Origin of the sequence: Larkinella punicea (assembly GCF_003334855.1) — a bacterium.
GTDB classification, from domain to species: domain Bacteria; phylum Bacteroidota; class Bacteroidia; order Cytophagales; family Spirosomataceae; genus Larkinella; species Larkinella punicea.
This window is the reverse complement of record NZ_QOWE01000005.1, coordinates 270,192-288,225: the sequence shown is the minus strand read 5'-3', so window position 1 is coordinate 288,225 and position 18,034 is coordinate 270,192. Positions and strand designations below refer to the sequence as shown.

16 protein-coding genes are annotated in these 18,034 nt (G+C 52.2%); 7 read left to right on the top strand and 9 right to left on the bottom strand.

Annotation, left to right across the window (positions count from 1 at the left end; translation table 11 throughout):
- Positions 1-5: 5 nt before the first annotated feature.
- Positions 6-1,007 (bottom strand): FecR family protein, encoded by a 1,002-nt coding sequence (locus DUE52_RS08130; protein ID WP_114405487.1) that lies wholly within the window; start codon positions 1,005-1,007, stop codon positions 6-8.
- 27 nt (positions 1,008-1,034) lie between these two features.
- Entirely contained in the window at positions 1,035-1,694 is a 660-nt protein-coding gene (locus DUE52_RS08125) for an RNA polymerase sigma-70 factor (RefSeq protein WP_114405486.1), read from the bottom strand.
- A gap of 404 nt (positions 1,695-2,098) precedes the next feature.
- On the opposite strand from DUE52_RS08125, the gene DUE52_RS08120 reads away from it, so the two are divergent.
- A complete protein-coding gene (locus DUE52_RS08120) occupies positions 2,099-5,104 on the top strand; it encodes a DEAD/DEAH box helicase (RefSeq protein WP_114405535.1) in 3,006 nt (1,001 codons plus the stop codon).
- 5 nt (positions 5,105-5,109) lie between these two features.
- Here the strand turns inward: DUE52_RS08120 and DUE52_RS08115 are convergent, their stop codons facing one another.
- Complete coding sequence (locus DUE52_RS08115) at positions 5,110-5,601, bottom strand: GtrA family protein (RefSeq protein ID WP_114405485.1); 492 nt, start codon at positions 5,599-5,601, stop codon at positions 5,110-5,112.
- Positions 5,602-5,891: 290 nt separating this feature from the next.
- Here DUE52_RS08115 and DUE52_RS08110 point away from each other — a divergent pair, with 290 nt between their 5' ends.
- The 4 genes from DUE52_RS08110 to DUE52_RS08095 all read left to right on the top strand — a co-directional run bounded on the left by DUE52_RS08110 (position 5,892) and on the right by DUE52_RS08095 (position 8,923).
- Entirely contained in the window at positions 5,892-7,043 is a 1,152-nt protein-coding gene (locus DUE52_RS08110) for a 5-(carboxyamino)imidazole ribonucleotide synthase (protein WP_114405484.1), read from the top strand.
- Positions 7,044-7,127: 84 nt separating this feature from the next.
- Positions 7,128-7,610 carry a 5-(carboxyamino)imidazole ribonucleotide mutase gene (gene purE / locus DUE52_RS08105; protein WP_114405483.1) on the top strand — a complete coding sequence of 161 codons (483 nt, stop codon included), beginning with the start codon at positions 7,128-7,130 and terminating at the stop codon, positions 7,608-7,610.
- Positions 7,611-7,684: 74 nt separating this feature from the next.
- Entirely contained in the window at positions 7,685-8,461 is a 777-nt protein-coding gene (locus tag DUE52_RS08100; RefSeq protein ID WP_114405482.1) for a LysM peptidoglycan-binding domain-containing protein, read from the top strand.
- A gap of 75 nt (positions 8,462-8,536) precedes the next feature.
- The gene (locus tag DUE52_RS08095) at positions 8,537-8,923 is read left to right on the top strand and encodes a Dabb family protein (RefSeq protein ID WP_114405481.1); all 387 of its coding nucleotides are present in this window, start codon (positions 8,537-8,539) and stop codon (positions 8,921-8,923) included.
- 105 nt (positions 8,924-9,028) lie between these two features.
- On the opposite strand, the gene DUE52_RS08090 is transcribed toward DUE52_RS08095, so the two are convergent.
- Complete coding sequence (locus tag DUE52_RS08090; RefSeq protein ID WP_114405480.1) at positions 9,029-9,598, bottom strand: YcxB family protein; 570 nt, start codon at positions 9,596-9,598, stop codon at positions 9,029-9,031.
- A 191-nt stretch (positions 9,599-9,789) separates the two neighbouring features.
- Between DUE52_RS08090 and DUE52_RS08085 the strand changes: the two genes are divergently transcribed.
- On the top strand, positions 9,790-10,299 hold the full coding sequence (locus tag DUE52_RS08085) for a phosphoribosyltransferase family protein (RefSeq protein ID WP_114405479.1): 510 nt from the start codon (positions 9,790-9,792) through the stop codon (positions 10,297-10,299).
- An 11-nt stretch (positions 10,300-10,310) separates the two neighbouring features.
- On the opposite strand, the gene DUE52_RS08080 is transcribed toward DUE52_RS08085, so the two are convergent.
- The 5 genes from DUE52_RS08080 to DUE52_RS08060 form a co-directional block, all read right to left on the bottom strand.
- A complete protein-coding gene (locus DUE52_RS08080) occupies positions 10,311-11,123 on the bottom strand; it encodes a class I SAM-dependent methyltransferase (RefSeq protein WP_114405478.1) in 813 nt (270 codons plus the stop codon).
- 227 nt (positions 11,124-11,350) lie between these two features.
- The gene (locus DUE52_RS08075; RefSeq protein WP_114405477.1) at positions 11,351-12,268 is read right to left on the bottom strand and encodes a helix-turn-helix domain-containing protein; all 918 of its coding nucleotides are present in this window, start codon (positions 12,266-12,268) and stop codon (positions 11,351-11,353) included.
- Between the two features lie 3 nt (positions 12,269-12,271).
- A complete protein-coding gene (locus tag DUE52_RS08070; protein ID WP_114405476.1) occupies positions 12,272-13,186 on the bottom strand; it encodes an NAD(P)H-binding protein in 915 nt (304 codons plus the stop codon).
- A 107-nt stretch (positions 13,187-13,293) separates the two neighbouring features.
- Positions 13,294-15,045, bottom strand: coding sequence for a M14 family metallopeptidase (locus DUE52_RS08065; protein ID WP_114405475.1), 1,752 nt, complete (start codon positions 15,043-15,045; stop codon positions 13,294-13,296).
- Positions 15,046-15,147: 102 nt separating this feature from the next.
- The gene (locus tag DUE52_RS08060; protein ID WP_114405474.1) at positions 15,148-16,824 is read right to left on the bottom strand and encodes a M14 family metallopeptidase; all 1,677 of its coding nucleotides are present in this window, start codon (positions 16,822-16,824) and stop codon (positions 15,148-15,150) included.
- Between the two features lie 173 nt (positions 16,825-16,997).
- Here DUE52_RS08060 and DUE52_RS08055 point away from each other — a divergent pair, with 173 nt between their 5' ends.
- Positions 16,998-17,930 carry a sugar phosphate isomerase/epimerase family protein gene (locus DUE52_RS08055; protein ID WP_114405473.1) on the top strand — a complete coding sequence of 311 codons (933 nt, stop codon included), beginning with the start codon at positions 16,998-17,000 and terminating at the stop codon, positions 17,928-17,930.
- Positions 17,931-18,034: the final 104 nt, after the last annotated feature.

Genomic DNA, 18,034 nt, shown 5'->3' with positions numbered 1-18,034 from the left:
ACGTTTTAAGGGTTTAGGGGGGAAAGGGGAATCATCACTTTGCCCGAATCGGTTTCGACAACCTGCGTGCGGGTCAGCGTGGTCAGCAAATCGAGCAGAACCGGGGCGGTTTCGGCGCGAAACGTGCCGGTAATCTGCCGGTGAACCAGTTCGGAGTCAGCCAGTTGTACGGTTTCGCCAAAATGTTCTTCCAATGTCGTCAGCACCTGCGATAAGGGCGTCCGGTCGAATAGAAACCGGTGTTCTTTCCAGACCCGGTAGCGTTCGACCGACTGGTGGGATTGCATCTGAACCTGACCGCCCGGTCTGACGGTGGCCACGTCACCCGGTTTCATCACCACCGGCGCGGGCGACGAGCCTTGCAACGACCGGAAAGCCACTTTCCCGCTGTTCAGCACAATGCGCGAACCTTGCCGATGGGTCGAAACCACGAATTCAGTGCCCAATACGACCACTTCCAGCTCATCGGGCGTCCGGACAATAAACCGCTGGTGGGTAGGCAGGTGCCGGACCGAAAACTCGGCTTCGCCCATGAGCCAGACTTCCCGGCTGGTTCGGCCAAACGTCCAGCGCGACAACCGCAGGCTGGAGTGCGCATTCAGCGTCACCCGGCTGCCGTCGGGCAAACCAACGGTTTTCAGTTCGCCGTACTGCGTTGAATAGGTGCGGTAGAGCCAAAGGTCGCGCTGCCAGACGGCCAGCAGCGTGAGCAACGCCAGTGAAGCGGCAACGAGCCACGCCCGGCGGACGGAGGGCGTCTCCAGCGGCAAAACCGGTGTTTCGGGGATTGATTCGAGTTGCTGAATCCGTTCCCTGAACTGGTGGAAGGCAGTTTCCGGGTCGGCTTCGTATTGCAGCCGCTGATTTTCCCATTCTTCCAGACAGGCGAAAAACCGCTCCCGGTTTTCGGGTTTCTGTCGCCATCGCTGAATCCGCTGGGTCTGGATCGGCGTGGTAGTCCCTTCAAAATAGGCAAAGAGCAGTGCCTTGGATAGTTCCGATTGCATGTTGTTGTCGAAAATGAGGAGAGATACTTACCAGGTCAGCAGCAGGAGTAACACCAGCCAATAGTCGTGGAGGGCCTGTCTTAACCGGCTCAGGGCTTTGGTGAGGTGACCTTCTACGGTTTTGACCGAGATGTGCAGATCAGCCCCGATTTCGCTGTTTTTCCGACCTTCAAACCGGCTCAGCACAAACACGTTGCGGCACTGGGGCGGCAGGGCGTCCAGGGCCCGGTGGATCCGGGTTGTGAGTTCTTCAAAAGCCAGATCAGTATCGGATTCGGTGCTGTCTGCCGGGTCTGTCAACTCGTTGTCTTCGGTAGGTTCGGTCCGGTTAAATTCCCAGCGGAGGTAGTTGATGGCGCGGTTGCGGGCGGCCGAAAACAGGTAGGCCCGGAACGACCCGGTGATCTGGGTATACTGATTCGTTTGCCACAGGTGGAAAAACAGATCACCGACCAGGTCCTCGCCAATTTCGCGGGAATAGACCAGCCGGGTAACGTGGCTGCACAAGGGGCCGTAATACCGCTGATAGAGCAACTCGAACCCTTTTACCGGGTCCGATTGCAGCATCCGCCGGATCATCCACTCCGGGTCAGCAGCACGGTTTGGGTCCATCGGCACCACCAGGCTTATGCGTGCGTCCGGGCGTCGTTCGTCCGAAAAATCCGGTTGCAGGGGCGATTCATTCATACAGTTCAGGGTCTACTACAAAGACAAGAAAAATTGGCACAACCCTCGCTTGCTTTCTGAATGAATTGCAATTTTTTCTCACTTAGGTACTAGGCGGTTTTGTTTTCGGGGTCGTTTCATCGCTCCGACCGGGCAAACCGGCTTTTAAAATTTACCGCGTAAAAATGCCGCTGGGACTATTCACAGGCCGTAAAATCAGTTCGCACAGGCTTCCGTGTTTTTCGATTTGCCTTTGTTGTAGCTCTTCGTATATTTGAGTTTGTTGCATATTCTAACCGGACGGCAAATCAGCCTTTTTGCTTTCTTTTTTAAAGCTTATCCATACCGTCCGGAAGCGCGATTTTTTTACGATCAACCCGGTATTTCCGGGCCTGGTGCAGTCAGGCAGTAATCAATACGGTGTTATGAAAGTCTCTCCCGCGGAACCGTTTCAACTGGTCTATTCACTCCTGCAACATGAGTTTCTGGGGTATCTGTTTGAAGCCTTCGTCGTGCAACTCAATGCGCGCGGTGAGCTGACGCTGCAGAACCAGACACTGTCGGCCAAAAACGCCGGGGAGTTTGCCAGTGAACTGGACGACGCTGATTTTGAGCTGATTCGGATCATCGACGAAATCCAGCAGGACGTCATTCTGAAAAAATTTAATCCCAAAAAATTACCGGCGGTCGATTTCTTTCTGAAGGTTTACGACGCCCAGAAAGGCGATAAAGAACTGCGGGAACGGATTTGTGACTACCTCGAAACCCGTCGGGCGCTGATTCTGGAGCGGCTGGCCGAAAAACCGTTGTATGTCATGGGCAACGACGGCAACCCGGCCTGGATGTCCGTTGAGCGGATGCCGGACAAGGCCCGCGTCTTTTTCAATTTTGTGCGAACCGAAATTTCCACGGAATATTTTCCGATTATCAAATACGCCGGGGAACGGGTCGAATTTCAGTTTAAGGATGCGCTGTTGATTTGCGACGATCCGGCCTGGATGATGGTGGGCAAGCGGTTGTTTCATTTCGATAAAAATGTCGATGGCAAAAAACTGCGCCCGTTTCTGCAAAAGAGAAATATCGTTATTCCGAAAAACATTGAAGATCAGTACTATCACCGCTTCGTAGCCCCCCTGATTGCATCCTACGACGTATACGCCAGAGGGTTTGAGATCCGGAACGAAGTGCTGCCGCCCGCGCCCGTGCTGACGGTTTCGGAACATGCCGTTGCGCACCGGGCCACACCCGCGCTGTTTGATCAGGCGGCTTCGACCGGCCATCGGAACGGAAACGGGGCGTCGGAACGGATGAATAACGTGCTGACGGAAATGGCTCATGCTGCGCCCGTCGACGATTCGCAGGTGGTTTTCGACTTGCTGTTTCAGTACGGTCAGTTTACGTTTCGCTACGACGGTTTCACGGATTCGTCCAACGTCAGCATCGAAAAGAAGGGCGATGACTACGTTTTTCACAAGATTCGCCGGGATGTCCGGAAAGAGAAATCGACGCTTTTCTGGCTCAAGGAAAACGGCCTCGAACTGAAAGACAACGGCCATTCCAAACTGGGAAAAGCGGCCGCTTTCGAGTGGCTTCAGCAGAACCACAACCGGCTGGTAGAAGCCGGTTTTCAGATTTCGCAACACGCCAACGACGCCAAACGGTATTTTTTAGGCTATTCGTCCATTGTGGTTTCGATCAACGAAACCCGCGACTGGTTCGACATTTACGCGAAAGTGCAATTCGGAGAATTTGAAATCCCGTTTATCAAGCTCCGTTCGCTGATTCTGAACAAGAAACGGGAGTTTACGCTGCCCAACGGCGAAGTCGCCGTCATTCCCGAAACGTGGTTTACGAAATATTCGGAACTCTTCGCGTTCATGGAACACGAGGTCGACAGCGACCGGCTGGTGCTTCACAAACACCACATTGCGCTGGTGCAGGAGTTGCAGGAAGAAAGTTTGGCGTCGGCGGTAATCAGCCGAAAGCTCGAAAAACTGCGGAGTTTCGAAGAAATCAATGCGCACCCGCTGCCCGCCGGTTTTAAGGGCGAATTGCGGCCTTACCAGAAAGCCGGTTACGACTGGCTGCAATTCCTGAACCAATACCGGTTTGGCGGTTGCCTGGCCGACGACATGGGGTTGGGCAAAACCGTCATGACGCTGGCGATGTTGCAGTCGCAGAAGGAAGCCGGTTTTACGGAACCAACGCTGCTCGTGATGCCCACTTCACTGCTGTATAACTGGGAACTGGAAGCCAAACGGTTTACGCCCGGCCTGCGCGTGATGGCGTATACCGGAACCTACCGCGACAAAAATACCGCCCAGTTCGATGGCTATGATGTGATTTTGACCTCGTACGGCATTGTCCGGATCGACATCGATTTGCTGAAGATGTACCGGTTTCATTACATCATTCTGGACGAATCGCAGGCCATCAAAAATCCGTCGTCGCACATCACCCGGGCAGTGATGCAACTCGACTCGGCCCACCGGCTTATTCTGACCGGAACGCCGTTGGAAAACAGCACGATGGATTTGTGGACGCAGATGACGTTTATCAACCCCGGTTTGCTGGGCAGCCAGACGTTTTTCCGCAACGAGTTTCAGATTCCGATTGAGAAAAAGAACGACGAGCAGAAAACGCAGCGGCTTTACGGCATTATCAAACCGTTCATGCTCCGGCGGCACAAGTCGCAGGTAGCGCGTGATCTGCCCGAAAAAGTGGAGAATATCCACTACAGCGACATGTCGCCGGAACAGGAGAAGCAGTACGAAGAAGCCAAGTCGTATTACCGGAACCTGATTCTGGAACGCATTGAAGAAGACGGCATGGCCAAATCGCAGATGGTGGTCTTACAGGGATTGACCAAACTCCGCCAGATTGCGAACCACCCGCGGATGATCGACGAAACGTACGAAGGCAACTCCGGCAAACTGGACGACATGGTAATGCGGCTGGAAGGTGCGATGGCGGACAATCACAAGATTTTGGTATTCAGTCAGTTCATCAAGCACCTGGACGTTGTTCAGCAGTATTTGCAGGAGCGCGGGATTCAATATGCGTACCTGGACGGTTCGACGCAGGACCGGCGGGGGCAGGTGGATCTGTTTCAGAACAACGATTCGATCAAGCTGTTTCTGATTTCGCTGAAAGCGGGCGGACTGGGTCACAACCTGACGGCGGCCGATTACGTGTTCATTCTCGATCCGTGGTGGAACCCGGCCATCGAGGCCCAGGCCATCGACCGCGCCCACCGGATTGGGCAGAAACGGACGGTTTTTACCTACAAATTTATTTCCCGCAATACCGTGGAGGAGAAGATTCTGGCCCTGCAACGTTCTAAGCAAAAGCTCGCCAGCGACCTGATTACGACCGAGGAAAACTTCATGAAATCGCTGACGAAGGAAGACATTCTGGCGTTGCTGGATTGACCGGATTAGTTCAGATTCAGCAGCGATTTCAGCCGTTCGTAGAAACCGGTATTTTTGAAGGTAAAGGTTTTGTGCAGAATGTAATTGGAGATAAAACTCAGGCCCATGCCAAAGGTGTGGGAGAATAACTTGTTTAGGTTCACGGTTTTAACCGACCCCGGCAGCGTGAATATATAGATCCCGTTCTGACTGATCGAGAAGTTGTATAAGGCCGACGCACCATAGACCGTAATTAGGCAGGAAATCACCGAAACCATCGCAAATTTAACCATCTCCCGGCGGGTTTTGGCCGAGTTTTTGGCGTTAAACGCCAGCAGTTTGGTGAGAAAAAAGCCGATGAAAAACGAACTGATGTAGCCCAGTAAGACGCCATTTTCGTAGGAAACCTTAAACCACTCCTGAAGCAACGAACTCACAACAATTTGCAGGGAGGCACCAATGGCCGCAACAATGAAATACGCAATTAGGTCTTTTTGATTGAATAGTTTGTCCTTCATAGGTTAAATAGAGATGAAAGAGGTTAGACGTGAGAAATGAGATAGATGATTGATAGTCAAATAGTTGACTCGTCTTTTGTCTTTCATCTCATGTCTCATAATCTACTTTTAATACTTCCCGCTTCAGGTATGAACGTGCAAATTAACAGGAAGAGTTGGAATTGTTGAGAACCGGGCGGGTCTCAAACGAGGATAAACCTATTAACCGATCCTAAATTGATAAAACAAGTGTCTTAAAAAGTACGATAAACTCCGAATTGGGGCTACTTTTGCAGAGGATTGTTACAAGTATGCTTACATTCAACCCCACTACCCGCATTGGAATCCTCGGAGGAGGTCAACTGGGTCTGATGCTGATTCAGGCCGGGATCGACTGGAACCTGATTGTCCATATTCTGGACCCCGATGCCGAAGCACCCTGCCGCCACCTGGCTACGTCATTCACGCAAGGGGCACTCACCGACTACGATACGGTTTATGAGTTTGGCCAGCAGGTCGATGTGCTGACGATTGAAATTGAGCGCGTCAATGTCGATGCCCTGGAAGCTCTGGAGCGCGAAGGAAAGCGGGTTTTTCCGCAGCCGTCGGTGATCCGGATTATTCAGGACAAACGGGCGCAGAAACAATTTTACCGCGAGCACAACCTGCCAACCGCCGATTTCATTCTGACCGAAAACCGGGATGAGGTAGCGCAGGCTTTAGCGAAAAATCCGGATTTTCTGCCAGCTTTCCATAAACTGGGCCGCGATGGCTACGATGGTCGCGGGGTGCAGCGCATTGCTTCCGTTGACGACGTGGATAAAGCCTTCGACGCGCCGGGCGTTCTGGAAAAAGCCGTCGATTTTGAAAAGGAACTGGCAGTGATTGTCGCCCGCAACGAGCAGGGCCAAACGGCAACCTTTCCGACGGTCGAAATGGTTTTTCACCCCGAACAGAATCTGGTGGAATACCTGTTTGCCCCCGCAGCGGTTTCCGAAACCGTCGACCGGCAGGCCCAGGAAATTGCCCGAAAAACCGCCGACGCCTTCGGAATTGTCGGTTTGCTGGCGGTGGAACTGTTTCTGACGAAAGACCAGCAAATCATCGTTAACGAAGTGGCACCACGTCCGCACAACAGCGGTCACCACACGATTCGGGCGAATGTGACGTCGCAGTTTGAACAACACTGGCGGGCCATCCTGAACCTGCCGTTGGGCGATACGGCCATCCTTTCGCCAGCCGCCATGATCAACTTACTGGGCGAACCCGGCCACAGCGGCCCCGCCCGGTATGAAGGCATGGAAGCCCTGCTGGCAATGCCGGGCGTGTTTCCTTTTCTGTACGGTAAAAAAATCACCCGCCCGTTTCGCAAAATGGGACACATTACCGTTATTAGTTCAGATTTAAATACACTGAAAGCGAAAGCCGATTCGGTGAAAGAAAGCATAAAAGTGAAGAGTTAAGAATGATGAGTTAAGAATGATGAGTTAAGAGTTGTATGCGTCAGCCAACTTTTAACTTTTAACTCTTAACTCTTAACTAAAAATATGGTTGGAATCATCATGGGCAGCAGCTCAGACCTGAGGGTCATGCAGGAAGCGGCCGACATATTGGCGGATTTGGGAGTTTCGTACGAAATTGACGTCGTTTCGGCCCACCGGACGCCGGAAAAAATGGTGGAATATGGCAAAACCGCCCGCCAACGGGGTTTGAAAGTAGTGATTGCCGGCGCGGGTGGTGCCGCCCATTTGCCGGGGATGGTTGCTTCGTTGACGACCTTGCCGGTGATTGGGGTGCCGGTGAAATCCAGCAATTCGATCGATGGCTGGGATTCCGTTCTGTCGATTCTGCAAATGCCTTCGGGTGTCCCGGTTGCAACGGTGGCCCTCAATGGCGCCCGCAACGCCGGGATTCTGGCGGCTCAGATTGTAGGCACGTTCGACGAAACCGTCGCCCAACGGTTGCAGGATTACAAGGAAGACATGAAAGTGAAAGTGGAGAAAATGAGTCAGGAGGTAAGAAAAAGTTAATTGGTTTAATGTCCAACGTTTGAAGGGAAGCCGCACAACGTTAAACGTTAAACCTCAGACGTTAAACCCCAATTATGGAAACCGAAAATGCGAAGCGTAACCCCCGGTCGACGGAGGGTTCAAGTTTGCCCACCATTACGCTGGCCGTTCTGATTCTAACGATTCTGGCCCTGTTGTACGTGGGCTACGAGTATGTGGCCGATGACACGAAAGGGTCGGAAGAGCTAACCAGCGTCGCGTTGGATACGACGGTGCAAAAACCGGTGGAACTACCGCTGGAACCGGAACTGGTGGCACCCATCGAAATCGATACGTCCAGCCGGAATGCGCCCGTCGATTTGTCGCAGACGGCTCCAGCGCCCATCGATGAGGAAAAAGAGGTTTCTAAAAAACCGGCTTTGGATTCCGAAGAACGCCCGGCAGTGGGCAAACCGGCGGAGAAACCGGTAGCGGAAGTCAAAGAAGAAAAACCGGTGCGGGAAGAGAAACCCGTTGAGGAAAAAACGAAAGAAGAAAAGCCCAAAGTGAATGTTCCGGCGGGTGGGGTGTCGATTACGCATACCGTAAAACCGGGTGAAACGATCTACAGTGTGGCTACTAAGTATAATCTGAGTATCAGTACGTTAAAAGCGCTGAATCCGGATTTGAAAGACAACGCGGTGAAGGCCGACGTGACAAAACTGAAGGTGAAAGCGCGGGCGTATCATACCGTTGGTGCAGGCGATATTCTCCGCGTCGTGGCTGAAAAATACGGTGTTACGGTCGATGCGCTGATGAAAGCCAATGGGAAAACCAAGAATTATGCCGCCCGGGGTGAGAAACTGGTCATCCCGTATGCCGAGAAGCAGTAGGCAGTAGTTTCCGAAGTAGATTGACTTATTTGAAACATTCTGCAGTCGCAGCGTTAAAACTTACAAACCAATTTCATGAAAACCGTTTTTGCAACCCTTCTTTTTATTGGTCTCGCCCTGACCGGCGCTTCCGCTCAAAACAAAATGACTCCATCCGATCTCACCCACGTCGTCCTGTTTAAATTCAAACCTGAAGCTACGCCCGCGAAGGTGAAAGAAATTGTAGCTGCTTTTGAAGCGTTACCGTCAAAAATAAAGGAAATCAAGAGTTTCAAGTGGGGAACGAACAACAGTCCGGAGAAACTCGACAAAGGTCTGACGCACGCTTTTGTGTTGACGTTCGCGAACGAAAAAGACCGGGATACTTACCTGCCGCACCCGGCTCACAAAGAATTTGGCAAACTCGTTGGCGGCTGGCTGGCCGACGTAACGGTGGTCGATTTCACCAATCAGGCAAAGTAGGGGGAAAGGGGTGAAAGGAAGAGGGGATGAAAGGGAAGAGGGGATGAAAGACATAGGATTTTCCCTCCTCCCTTTCATCCCCTCTTCCTTTCACCCCTTTCTCCTTTATTTTTCCACTTCCCCCAAAAAGCCCTTCCGTTTCAGGAGCGTATCCATGAACTTCAGTTCGTTTTCGGTGGTGAAAATCGAATACGGCAGGTAGAGGAACTGGGCATTTTTCATGCCTTTGGCCACGATTTTGGCCAACCAGTTTACTTTCATGCCGTTCATCGCCTGGTCGTTGGAAACCACCATGACATAAGCGGTTTTGTCTTTGGTCACGCTCCGGATTTGATCCCATTTCAGGATACCGCCTTCGCGGGCGTTCAGTTTCAGCAGAATCTGGCGGCTGTCAATCTCGTAGACATACTTCTGAAACAGCGATTTGGTCTGTTCCATTTGCGTGATGCCCGTAAATTGGACGGCCCAGAACAGCACGTAGAGGATGGTGAGGAGCACAATGACGAGGTAAATCCACCAGTTTGGGTAGACGCCCGTCACGTTCAGGATGGCATTGGCAAAAATGAGACCCAGTGGGACGAAACCCCAGTACCAGTTGTTTTTTACCCAGCTACGCATCGCCAGACTGATGTAGGTTTTCTGGTCGAGGGCGTATTTTTTGGTTTTGATAATCATTGAAATAAATTACATTTTAGACAAGAGAGTTGAGACAAGAGAATAAAGAGAAGAGACCTCAGGTCTTTTGTCTCTTGTCTCAACTCTCTTGTCTGAACAGTTTGCAAAAGTACGAAAAGGCTTCGTTTATTTTGAGCATTCGGCGTTTTCGGGTAATTTTCATTTTTTACCATCGACTTCCCTGATCGGTTATGACTTCCGAGACCACCCAGATTCTGACCCGCGTACAAGTAGAGCAAAAAATACGCCGGATTGCCTTTGAGATTTACGAGAACAACTTTGAAGAATCCGAAGTGATTCTGGCCGGCGTGTCGGGCGAAGGGCATGTGCTGGCCGAGCGGCTGGCGGAGGTATTGCGGCAGATTTCCCCGCTGGAGGTCATGGTGATGAAAATTACGCTTGACAAAACGACGCTGGAACAACCGCCGGTTCATCTGGATGGCGAGATGTCGGTTTTTACCGGCAAATCGGTCATTGTGATCGATGATGTTCTGAACTCGGGCCGAACCCTGGCGTTTGCCCTGCAACCGTTTTTGAATGTGCCTGTGACCAAGCTGAAAGTCGCGGTGATTGTCGACCGTGATCACAAACGCTACCCCGTTGCTGCCGATTACATTGGCTACAAACTCTCAACCACCCTGACCGAACACGTGCTGGTGGTGCTGAGTGACGAAGAACGGATTGGCGTCTACATGCAGTAGAAAGTGTACGTTTACCGAATAACTGTAACCCGCAGGAACATGGCATCTACCGAGGTGAGATTCGGATCGATGCTTTTGTTCTGACTGGCAAACAGGTCTTCCAATTCCCGCTGTAGCTCCAATGCTTTCCCATTTTTTTCGGCGGCTTCAAACGCATTCATGGTCGGGCCGTAATAGTTTTTGAACGCCTGAACGAATTCGGAAGGGGAATACGGGGCATTGAAGGTAAACGTATCTTTCAGAAAGGTTATGTTGTCTTTGGACACACCGGCTTTCTCAAAACGCTCGGTAACGTGGCTCTCGACACCCCACAACATGGGACTGATGAATCCTTCCGGCGGTGGGGGCGTATAGGCCGAGCTGATCCTTAGTATTTGGGCAACCAGCGTAGGATCGCCCGGTATCCAGTTTCCCATGATGATCCGGCCACCCGGACGGGTCATCCTAACCATTTCTTTGGCGACCTCAAAGGGTTTTGGAGCGAACATGGCACCAAAGATGCTGACAACGAGATCAAAGCTTTGGTCTTCCAGTTCCTGCAAATCGGTCGCATCCCCTTCCTGAAACGTGCAGTTGGTCAGCCCTTCCGCTTTGGCCCGACGGTTGCCGGCTTCAACCAGATTCCGGGCGATGTCAACGCCTAAAACCGTAGCACCGAGTTTGGCTTCCGGGATGGCCGTGGTACCGTCGCCACAACCGAGGTCGAGCACGTGAAGGTCTCTGGTGATGTTCAGGTTGGCAACCAATTGCTCACCGCTTTCCCGCATGGTGGCGGCAATTTGGGTGAAGTCCCCTTTTTCCCATAACGCTTTGTTTGGATTCATCTTTCCTGGATTTAAACGTGTGAATTGATCGCTGGTTGGACTACTGGCAATAAGTCGATTTGCAGTTAGCTTAGTGGTCTGATCTTCAGCACGATTCAAGATGATCGCTCCCTTTCAGATCGTTCGAAAGGTAAGTAAACTTCGCGAGCGGGAGGCATAGTATTGAGTAAACGGAACGAAGGGGATTATTTTCTTACATCCGTCCGTACAAAGCCAATATCGGTTGCTTAATTGAAAGAATGTCGAAATTCCAGCGGAGAAAGGCGGGTTTTGGTCTTGAATAATTTACTGAACGACTGCGGATGTTCGAACCCTAATTCGTAGGCAATTTCGCTAATGGATAAATCAGTGGCCGATAATTTTTCTTTGGCTCTTTCGATCAACTTGTCGTGGATGTGTTGCTGGGTGGTTTGTCCGGTTACCAATTTGAGCAGACCACTTAAATACGTGGGAGATAGATGTAGGTTTTCGGCAACGTATTGAACCGTTGGCAATCCCTGTTTCATCAGATCATCGCTGTTGAAATAGTCGGCAATCAGCTTCTCCAGACGATCCAGGATTTTGTGATTGGCTATTTTTCGGGTGATGAACTGACGCTGATAAAACCGGTCTGCATACTTGAGCAACAAATCGAGTTGGGCGATGATGATATCCTGGCTGAACTTGTCGATGTTTGCGTGGTATTCGTGTTGAATGCTTTCGACAATCCCGGCCATAATAGCTTCTTCTTTCTCGGACAGAAAGAGGGCTTCGTTGACGGAATAGTCGAAATATTCGTAGTGTTTGATGGTTTTGGCTAGGGGCGTATTCCATAAAAAGTCGGGGTGAACCAGTAACATCCACCCCGTCTGTTGCAGAATAGTATCCTTCTCCATCTCAATTTTCAGAACCTGGCCCGGGGCCATAAAGAACATGACCCCTTCATCAAAGTCAAATTCCTGCTGCCCGTATTTCATCCGGGCATTGAAGTTCCTTTTCAAGGCAATGGAATAAAAATCCTTCACTATACCGGTTTCGTTGGCAGGCAACTGCCTGGTTAATTCTAAATTGATTACGCTGATTAATGGATGCTCAGGCTTGGGCAGTTCCCTATACTGGTGAAATTCACCAATCGTTTTAAACCGGCGTGGTTGCGTGGTAGCCATACGTCAAGATACTTGTTTTTGGTGAAAGGCAGCCGCAAATTCTTTTGCAAAATCCTTCAGTTTTACGTTGCCCATCACCGCCGGTTTATGGCGGTAATAGTTTTCGGCCAGAACACCCGTATACAGACTGGCATACATTTCAACCAGCCCGGCCGCAATGGTCGGATTCATCCCGATGGCGACCAACCCCTGCTGCGTTTGTTCATCCGAAATCAGAACCCATTTCAAATCAGGCATTTCGAGAGCAGCCCCTAAAATGGCAGCAGTCTCGTTACCCGTCAATTCTTCACTGGCTACATACCGCACGGTTCGGCCAACAAGCGGTTTTTCGAGTTCGTTAGCAATTGCAGCCGCAATATCGACTGGCGAGACCCAGGGGATCGTGCCGTCGGCCCCGTAGTTGGCGGCAATGATGCCCTCCGCTTCGATCATCCCGGAGTAGCCATACAAATTGTAGTAAAACGAAGTGGGGCGCATGTGGGTGATGGCCACGTCCGTGGGTAGCGTGTTCAGGATCTGCTCTACAGTGTATGCACCAAGTAAAATACCCGAACCCTCACCGGCTGCTAAATGGGCACCAATCGTACTGAGATTCACCACCTGCTTTACGCCCGACTGGCCGATGGCCTGTGCATAGTTGGTGCCGATGCGGTGATAATGAGCCAGTAGGTCGAGGGTATGATCGAAATAATTGGCTGGTGGCACCATCGTATACACTGCATCGGCACCGGTGAACGTTTCCGTCAGAAAATCAGCGTCTTGCAGGGAGCCAATGGCGGCAATAGCTCCCAGGGCTTCGATGGCGGATTGCTTGTCGGGCTTGCTGCTGATGACGGTAACCGCATGTCCTTTTTCTACCAATTCCTGCGTCAGAGGTTTGCTGATGTGCCCTAACGAACCAGTTAATATGATTTTCATTTTTCTATTTTTTTGTTTCTGCAAAGGTCAGCAGCCCCCAAAAAATAGATGTAGTCGAATCTATGGTTGTTGTAGTCGAAACTGGGTTTGTCGGCGTTCGTTGAGCGTTACAGCGTCTTCTCTACCACGCCACCCTTCCGGCTGTCGACCGAAACCGTGTATTTGCCACCACTGCCTTTCACGATCCAGCGGACTTTCACGTACCCCATGCCCGGAATGTTCGGCACCTCGATCGTTGCGGGATTGGTTTTCTGCTCTTTTGTGATATTCAGATCGGCATTTTCGACAATCATGGCCGCCAGTGGTGTGGCTCCTTTGAGCGTGATGTAATCGGGTCGTTCAATCTTAAAACGGATGTCGTGCGAGGAATGCGTAGGAATCACGCGCTGGTTCACAATCGTAGCTGTCACTTCCGTCAGGCCGTTGCCGAGCGGTTTCGTAGTGATGGCCTGAACGTCCAGCTTCGGCGTCTGGTGGGCGTGAAAAAGTGTGAACGACATGTTCCGGTGGGCGTCTTCTTCCAGCATAAAACCGGGGTGGTTGCGGATGTAATTTTTCTTGGGACCGCCAATTTCGATGTCGCCATACTGCGGGTGTTTGAACGGTTTCCAGGCCACATACGCGTCATCGAACAGTAGGTATTTCCCAAACTGATTGAACTCGTCGTTCTGAAACCGGTTGCTTTCTCCCGGTTTTTGCCGGAACAGCAGATACGACGACATCAGCTCGTTCGAGAACGTGAAAACGCCCCGGCCCAACGCCAGCCAGTCGATTTCGCCACCATAAACCGTATACAAGTCCTTGTAAATCACATAGTAATTGTAACCGGGAATGATTTTCTCGCCCGTACGACCGATGACGTCATACACCGCAATATCGCTCGGATTGTAATACTGCTGATCTTCTTCGGCACCCGGTCCGCGCAGCATCATCCCGCCGTAGTTGTGATAGCTCTGAGCACCAGCGATGTTCGGGTGACCGATGATGTATTTCTTGATGGCCTGCGTTTCGGGCAAGGTACCGGGATAAAAAAGCGCCCCGCCCTGAATATAATCCGGTTGCCAACCCCAGCCCCAGTCGCGGTTGGGATCGTAGCGTCCGGCCACATCTTCGTTCACCTGTCCGTCGCCGTCGTTGTCGATGCCTTCGTAGCCCAGCAGTTCGTATTCGCCCGGTTCGTCGGCTTTGGCCGGGATCATGCGCGTCGGGTCGTTGGGGTCCTGTTTCATGCGGCCCAGTGGCGTTTTCCGGCGCATCAGCACAATGTTGCCGTCGCCGTCGAGGTCGTCGTATTTGTCTTCATCGATCTCCCCATCCCCATCGTCGTCGAACGGCATCAGCCCCGAGCGGGGTGAATTGGGGTTGTTGGGATTTTTGATGAAATCCTCCCGCGCGTCGAGGTTGATGCTGGGCGCGATGTAAAACACTTTGTCTTTCAGCAACTGGGTCGTAAACTCGATGGTGCCAAAATTCTCAGCCAGATACCAGGCCGTATACATTGCAATTTCTGATCCCTGCAACTCGTTGGAGTGAATGTTGCCATCGATGTAAAAACCGGGTTTGCGATCGGCGTTGCCGGTTTTGAAATCACTGACCACCAGCACCCACAAATCGCGGCCCTGAAACGTTTTGCCCATCGATTCGAGCTTCACCAGGTTCGGGTGAGCCTTGGCCATATCCTGGCAAAACTTCATAATCCCGGCGTAGTCGTTGTAATGATTCCAGCGCATCGGCACTTTCGGATTGGCGGGCGAACCCACGGCCCGCAACCCGGTTAAATCGTCATTCTGCGCCGGTTTCTGTTGCGCAAAAACAAAGAAGGGTAGCGTTGCTAAAAATAGGAAGAATATCTTTTTCATATTTTTTTCTCCGCTTACCTCTGCATTCTCCGCTCAACTCCGCGAAACACTTTAAAAACTATTTCGCGGAGTTGAGCGGAGAATGCAGAGGTAAGCGGAGGTTTATTTAAGGGTGATGTCGATTGATTTAAGGCCGGTCATGGCGTTGCCGGCTTCGAGCGTGGCGCGGCCCGTGCCGGAGACGAGGAACGTGACTTCCATCGACTCGCCAGCCGCCATCGGACTGCGCAGAATCCGCTTCCGGCCCGACACCACAGCTTGGCCGTTGCCGGTTCGCAGCTCAACTTTCATTTTCGGGACAAACCGCACCCGGTCGCCGATTTCGGAACCCGTCGGCAGCAAACCCCGGTTGATGACCTGCGCCGTGACCCGCGTCAGTCCGCCCGAAAGCGATTCCGTCCGCAGGTTCACGACATCGATCACCGGCATTTGGCGGACAAAAGCCGTCATGAATTTCAGGTGTTTGTCGGCAATCTCGTTCAGAAACGAAACTGGCGGATTTAGTTTGGCAAACGGAGCCATACCGCCCACCTCCGCTTTCCGGCCCGGAAAATCAGGATGCTCGATGGGTTGCCAGTTGACGAACACCTCGCGCACATTGTTGGCATCGGCCCATTTCAGAAACTTCACGTCGTCGTTGTCCGACGGTTTTGCAGCGGCTTTTCCCTTCGTGGTATCTGCCGAAGCGGGGGATTTGGGTGTCCACCAGCCCGGTGTCGAGAAACTGAACCGACCGTAGTGGTAATAGGCGGTTTGGGCAAAATTGCCTTTGGTGGGTGGCATCGGTGGCGCATCTTTCAGCGCCGTCTGGCTGTTGTAGAGTTTTGAAACCTGATCGCCGACGGGGGCGTCTTTTTCCAGAATACCGGTAATGATTCGCCGGGCGGTTTTGGTTCGGTCGAATTTCGGCGCTTCCGAAAGGTTGTTGTATGGCCCGAAGGTGAAAACCGCGTAGACGTTGGGGGCTTTGTACAGGAAGTCGAGCAAGGCCCGGTTTTCTGGTTCCGACACCGGCATTTCGCCCGAACCCGGCGTGAAGAACGGATAATCGAAGGTGAAATTCTTGTCCAGTGCCACGCCACCCGCGCCGTCTTCGTTGAAAGCGCCGTCTTTATCGTTGTCTGTTCCTTCCGAAATCACCAAATAACGCCCGGTTTCAGACTTTGCCGGATCGGCTTTAACCAGCACGCGCGGGTCGTCTTTGCTGGAAATAAACGTGCCGGTCGGATCTTCTACGCGGATTTGCGTGATCAAACCGTCTTTGTTCAGGTCTTCAAAAAGGTCTTCGTTCAGCCGACCGTCGCGGTCGTCGTCGGTATCGGCACCGTTGCCGGTTCGTTCGAAGCGTGGTTTGGCCACAAATTGTTCCTGCGCATCGGGGTTGACGCTGGGGAAAATATAAAACGTCTTGCTGTCGAGCAACCGGGCCACGCTATCCTGACCGGAAGCCGCCAGCAGTTTTTCGGCGAGTTGAACGGCCAGTTCCGTTCCGGCCAGATGGGCACCCTGCACACCGGCCACAATCGCAATAGCCGGTTTTTGGGCTGCCGCTCCGCGACCCACCGTCAGCAGCCACACGTCTTTTCCTTCGCGTGATTTGCCGATGGACTGGAGGTTGGTCAATGCGCCGTAGCGGCTGGTCAGGGTTTTTAATCGGGTTGAAAGTAGAGCAGAAGAGGAATATGATCCGGCGGGTGGCGTTTGCGCAACGGCCTGAAAGAAGACCGCAAAGCAACTCAGAACGCCCGCCAGCCCAGTCGGGAGAAAACGGTGTTTCATGAAAAACAGGTAAACAAAGTTTGAAAGATGGAGCGAAGCGTTAAATTTAGATAATTTGCGGTAACTTTTTCACCGCTGTCAGGGTCTTCGACCGCTGACGGGGTGAAAACGCAATATTCCTTATAAACCCTGTCAGCGGTCGAAGACCCTGACAGCGGTGAACCCCTAAACCCATGAACACAGATCGTCGTACTTTTTTACAGTCGCTGGCCGGTTTGGCCGCGTTGCTTCCGGTGACCAAAACCGCTGTGGCCGAAGCAAAAACCGCTGCCGCCGAGCGACCGCAGATTGCCTGCAACCAGTATACCTGGCACACGTTTTATCAACGGCAGGGCCGCAACTGGTCGGCGGATTTGGATGCGTCGCTGGCCGATTTTGCGAAGTCGGGAATTGTCGGGTACGAGCCATCGATTACGTCGGCGGATGAAATCCAGAAACTGGCACCCTTGCTGAAAAAACACAAGCTGGAAATGCATTCCCTGTATGTCAACAGCACGCTGCACAAGGCTGACGAAGCGGATAAAACGCTGGCGACGGTGACGGCCATTGCCGACGCGGCCCGTCCGCTGGGGGTGCGGCTGGTGGTGACCAATCCCAGCCCCATCAAGTGGGGGAGTGGGGAGGACAAAACCGATGCGGATCTGGCCACACAGGCCGCCAACCTGGACCGGCTCGGGGCTGAACTCCGGAAGCGGGGCATGACGCTGTCGTACCATACGCACGACGTTGAAATGCGCAACGCTGCCCGCGAATTTCACCACATGATGCTGGGAACCAATCCCAAAAATGTGTCGCTTTGTCTGGATGTCCACTGGATTTACCGGGGTTCGGGCAATTCGCAGATCGCTTTGTTCGACATTGTGAAACTCTACGGAAAACGCATCACGGAACTGCACCTCCGCCAGTCGAAAAACGGCGTTTGGGCAGAAACGTTTGGCGATGGAGATATTGATTACCCGCGATTGGCCAAAGAACTAAAAGCCATTGGCGTTCGCCCACATCTGGTACTGGAGCAATGCATCGAAAAACAGTCGCCGAACACGATGGACGCTCTGACGGCCCACCGGCAGGATTTAAAGGAAGTGAAAGCGGTTTTTGGGAGTTAAAAAATGAATTAAGAGTTATGAATTTAGGACTTCCGCTCTTTGCCCCTAAATCCCCTAAAGGGGACTTGGACGCAGCCTAATCCGGATGCTGAAAGTCCCCTTTA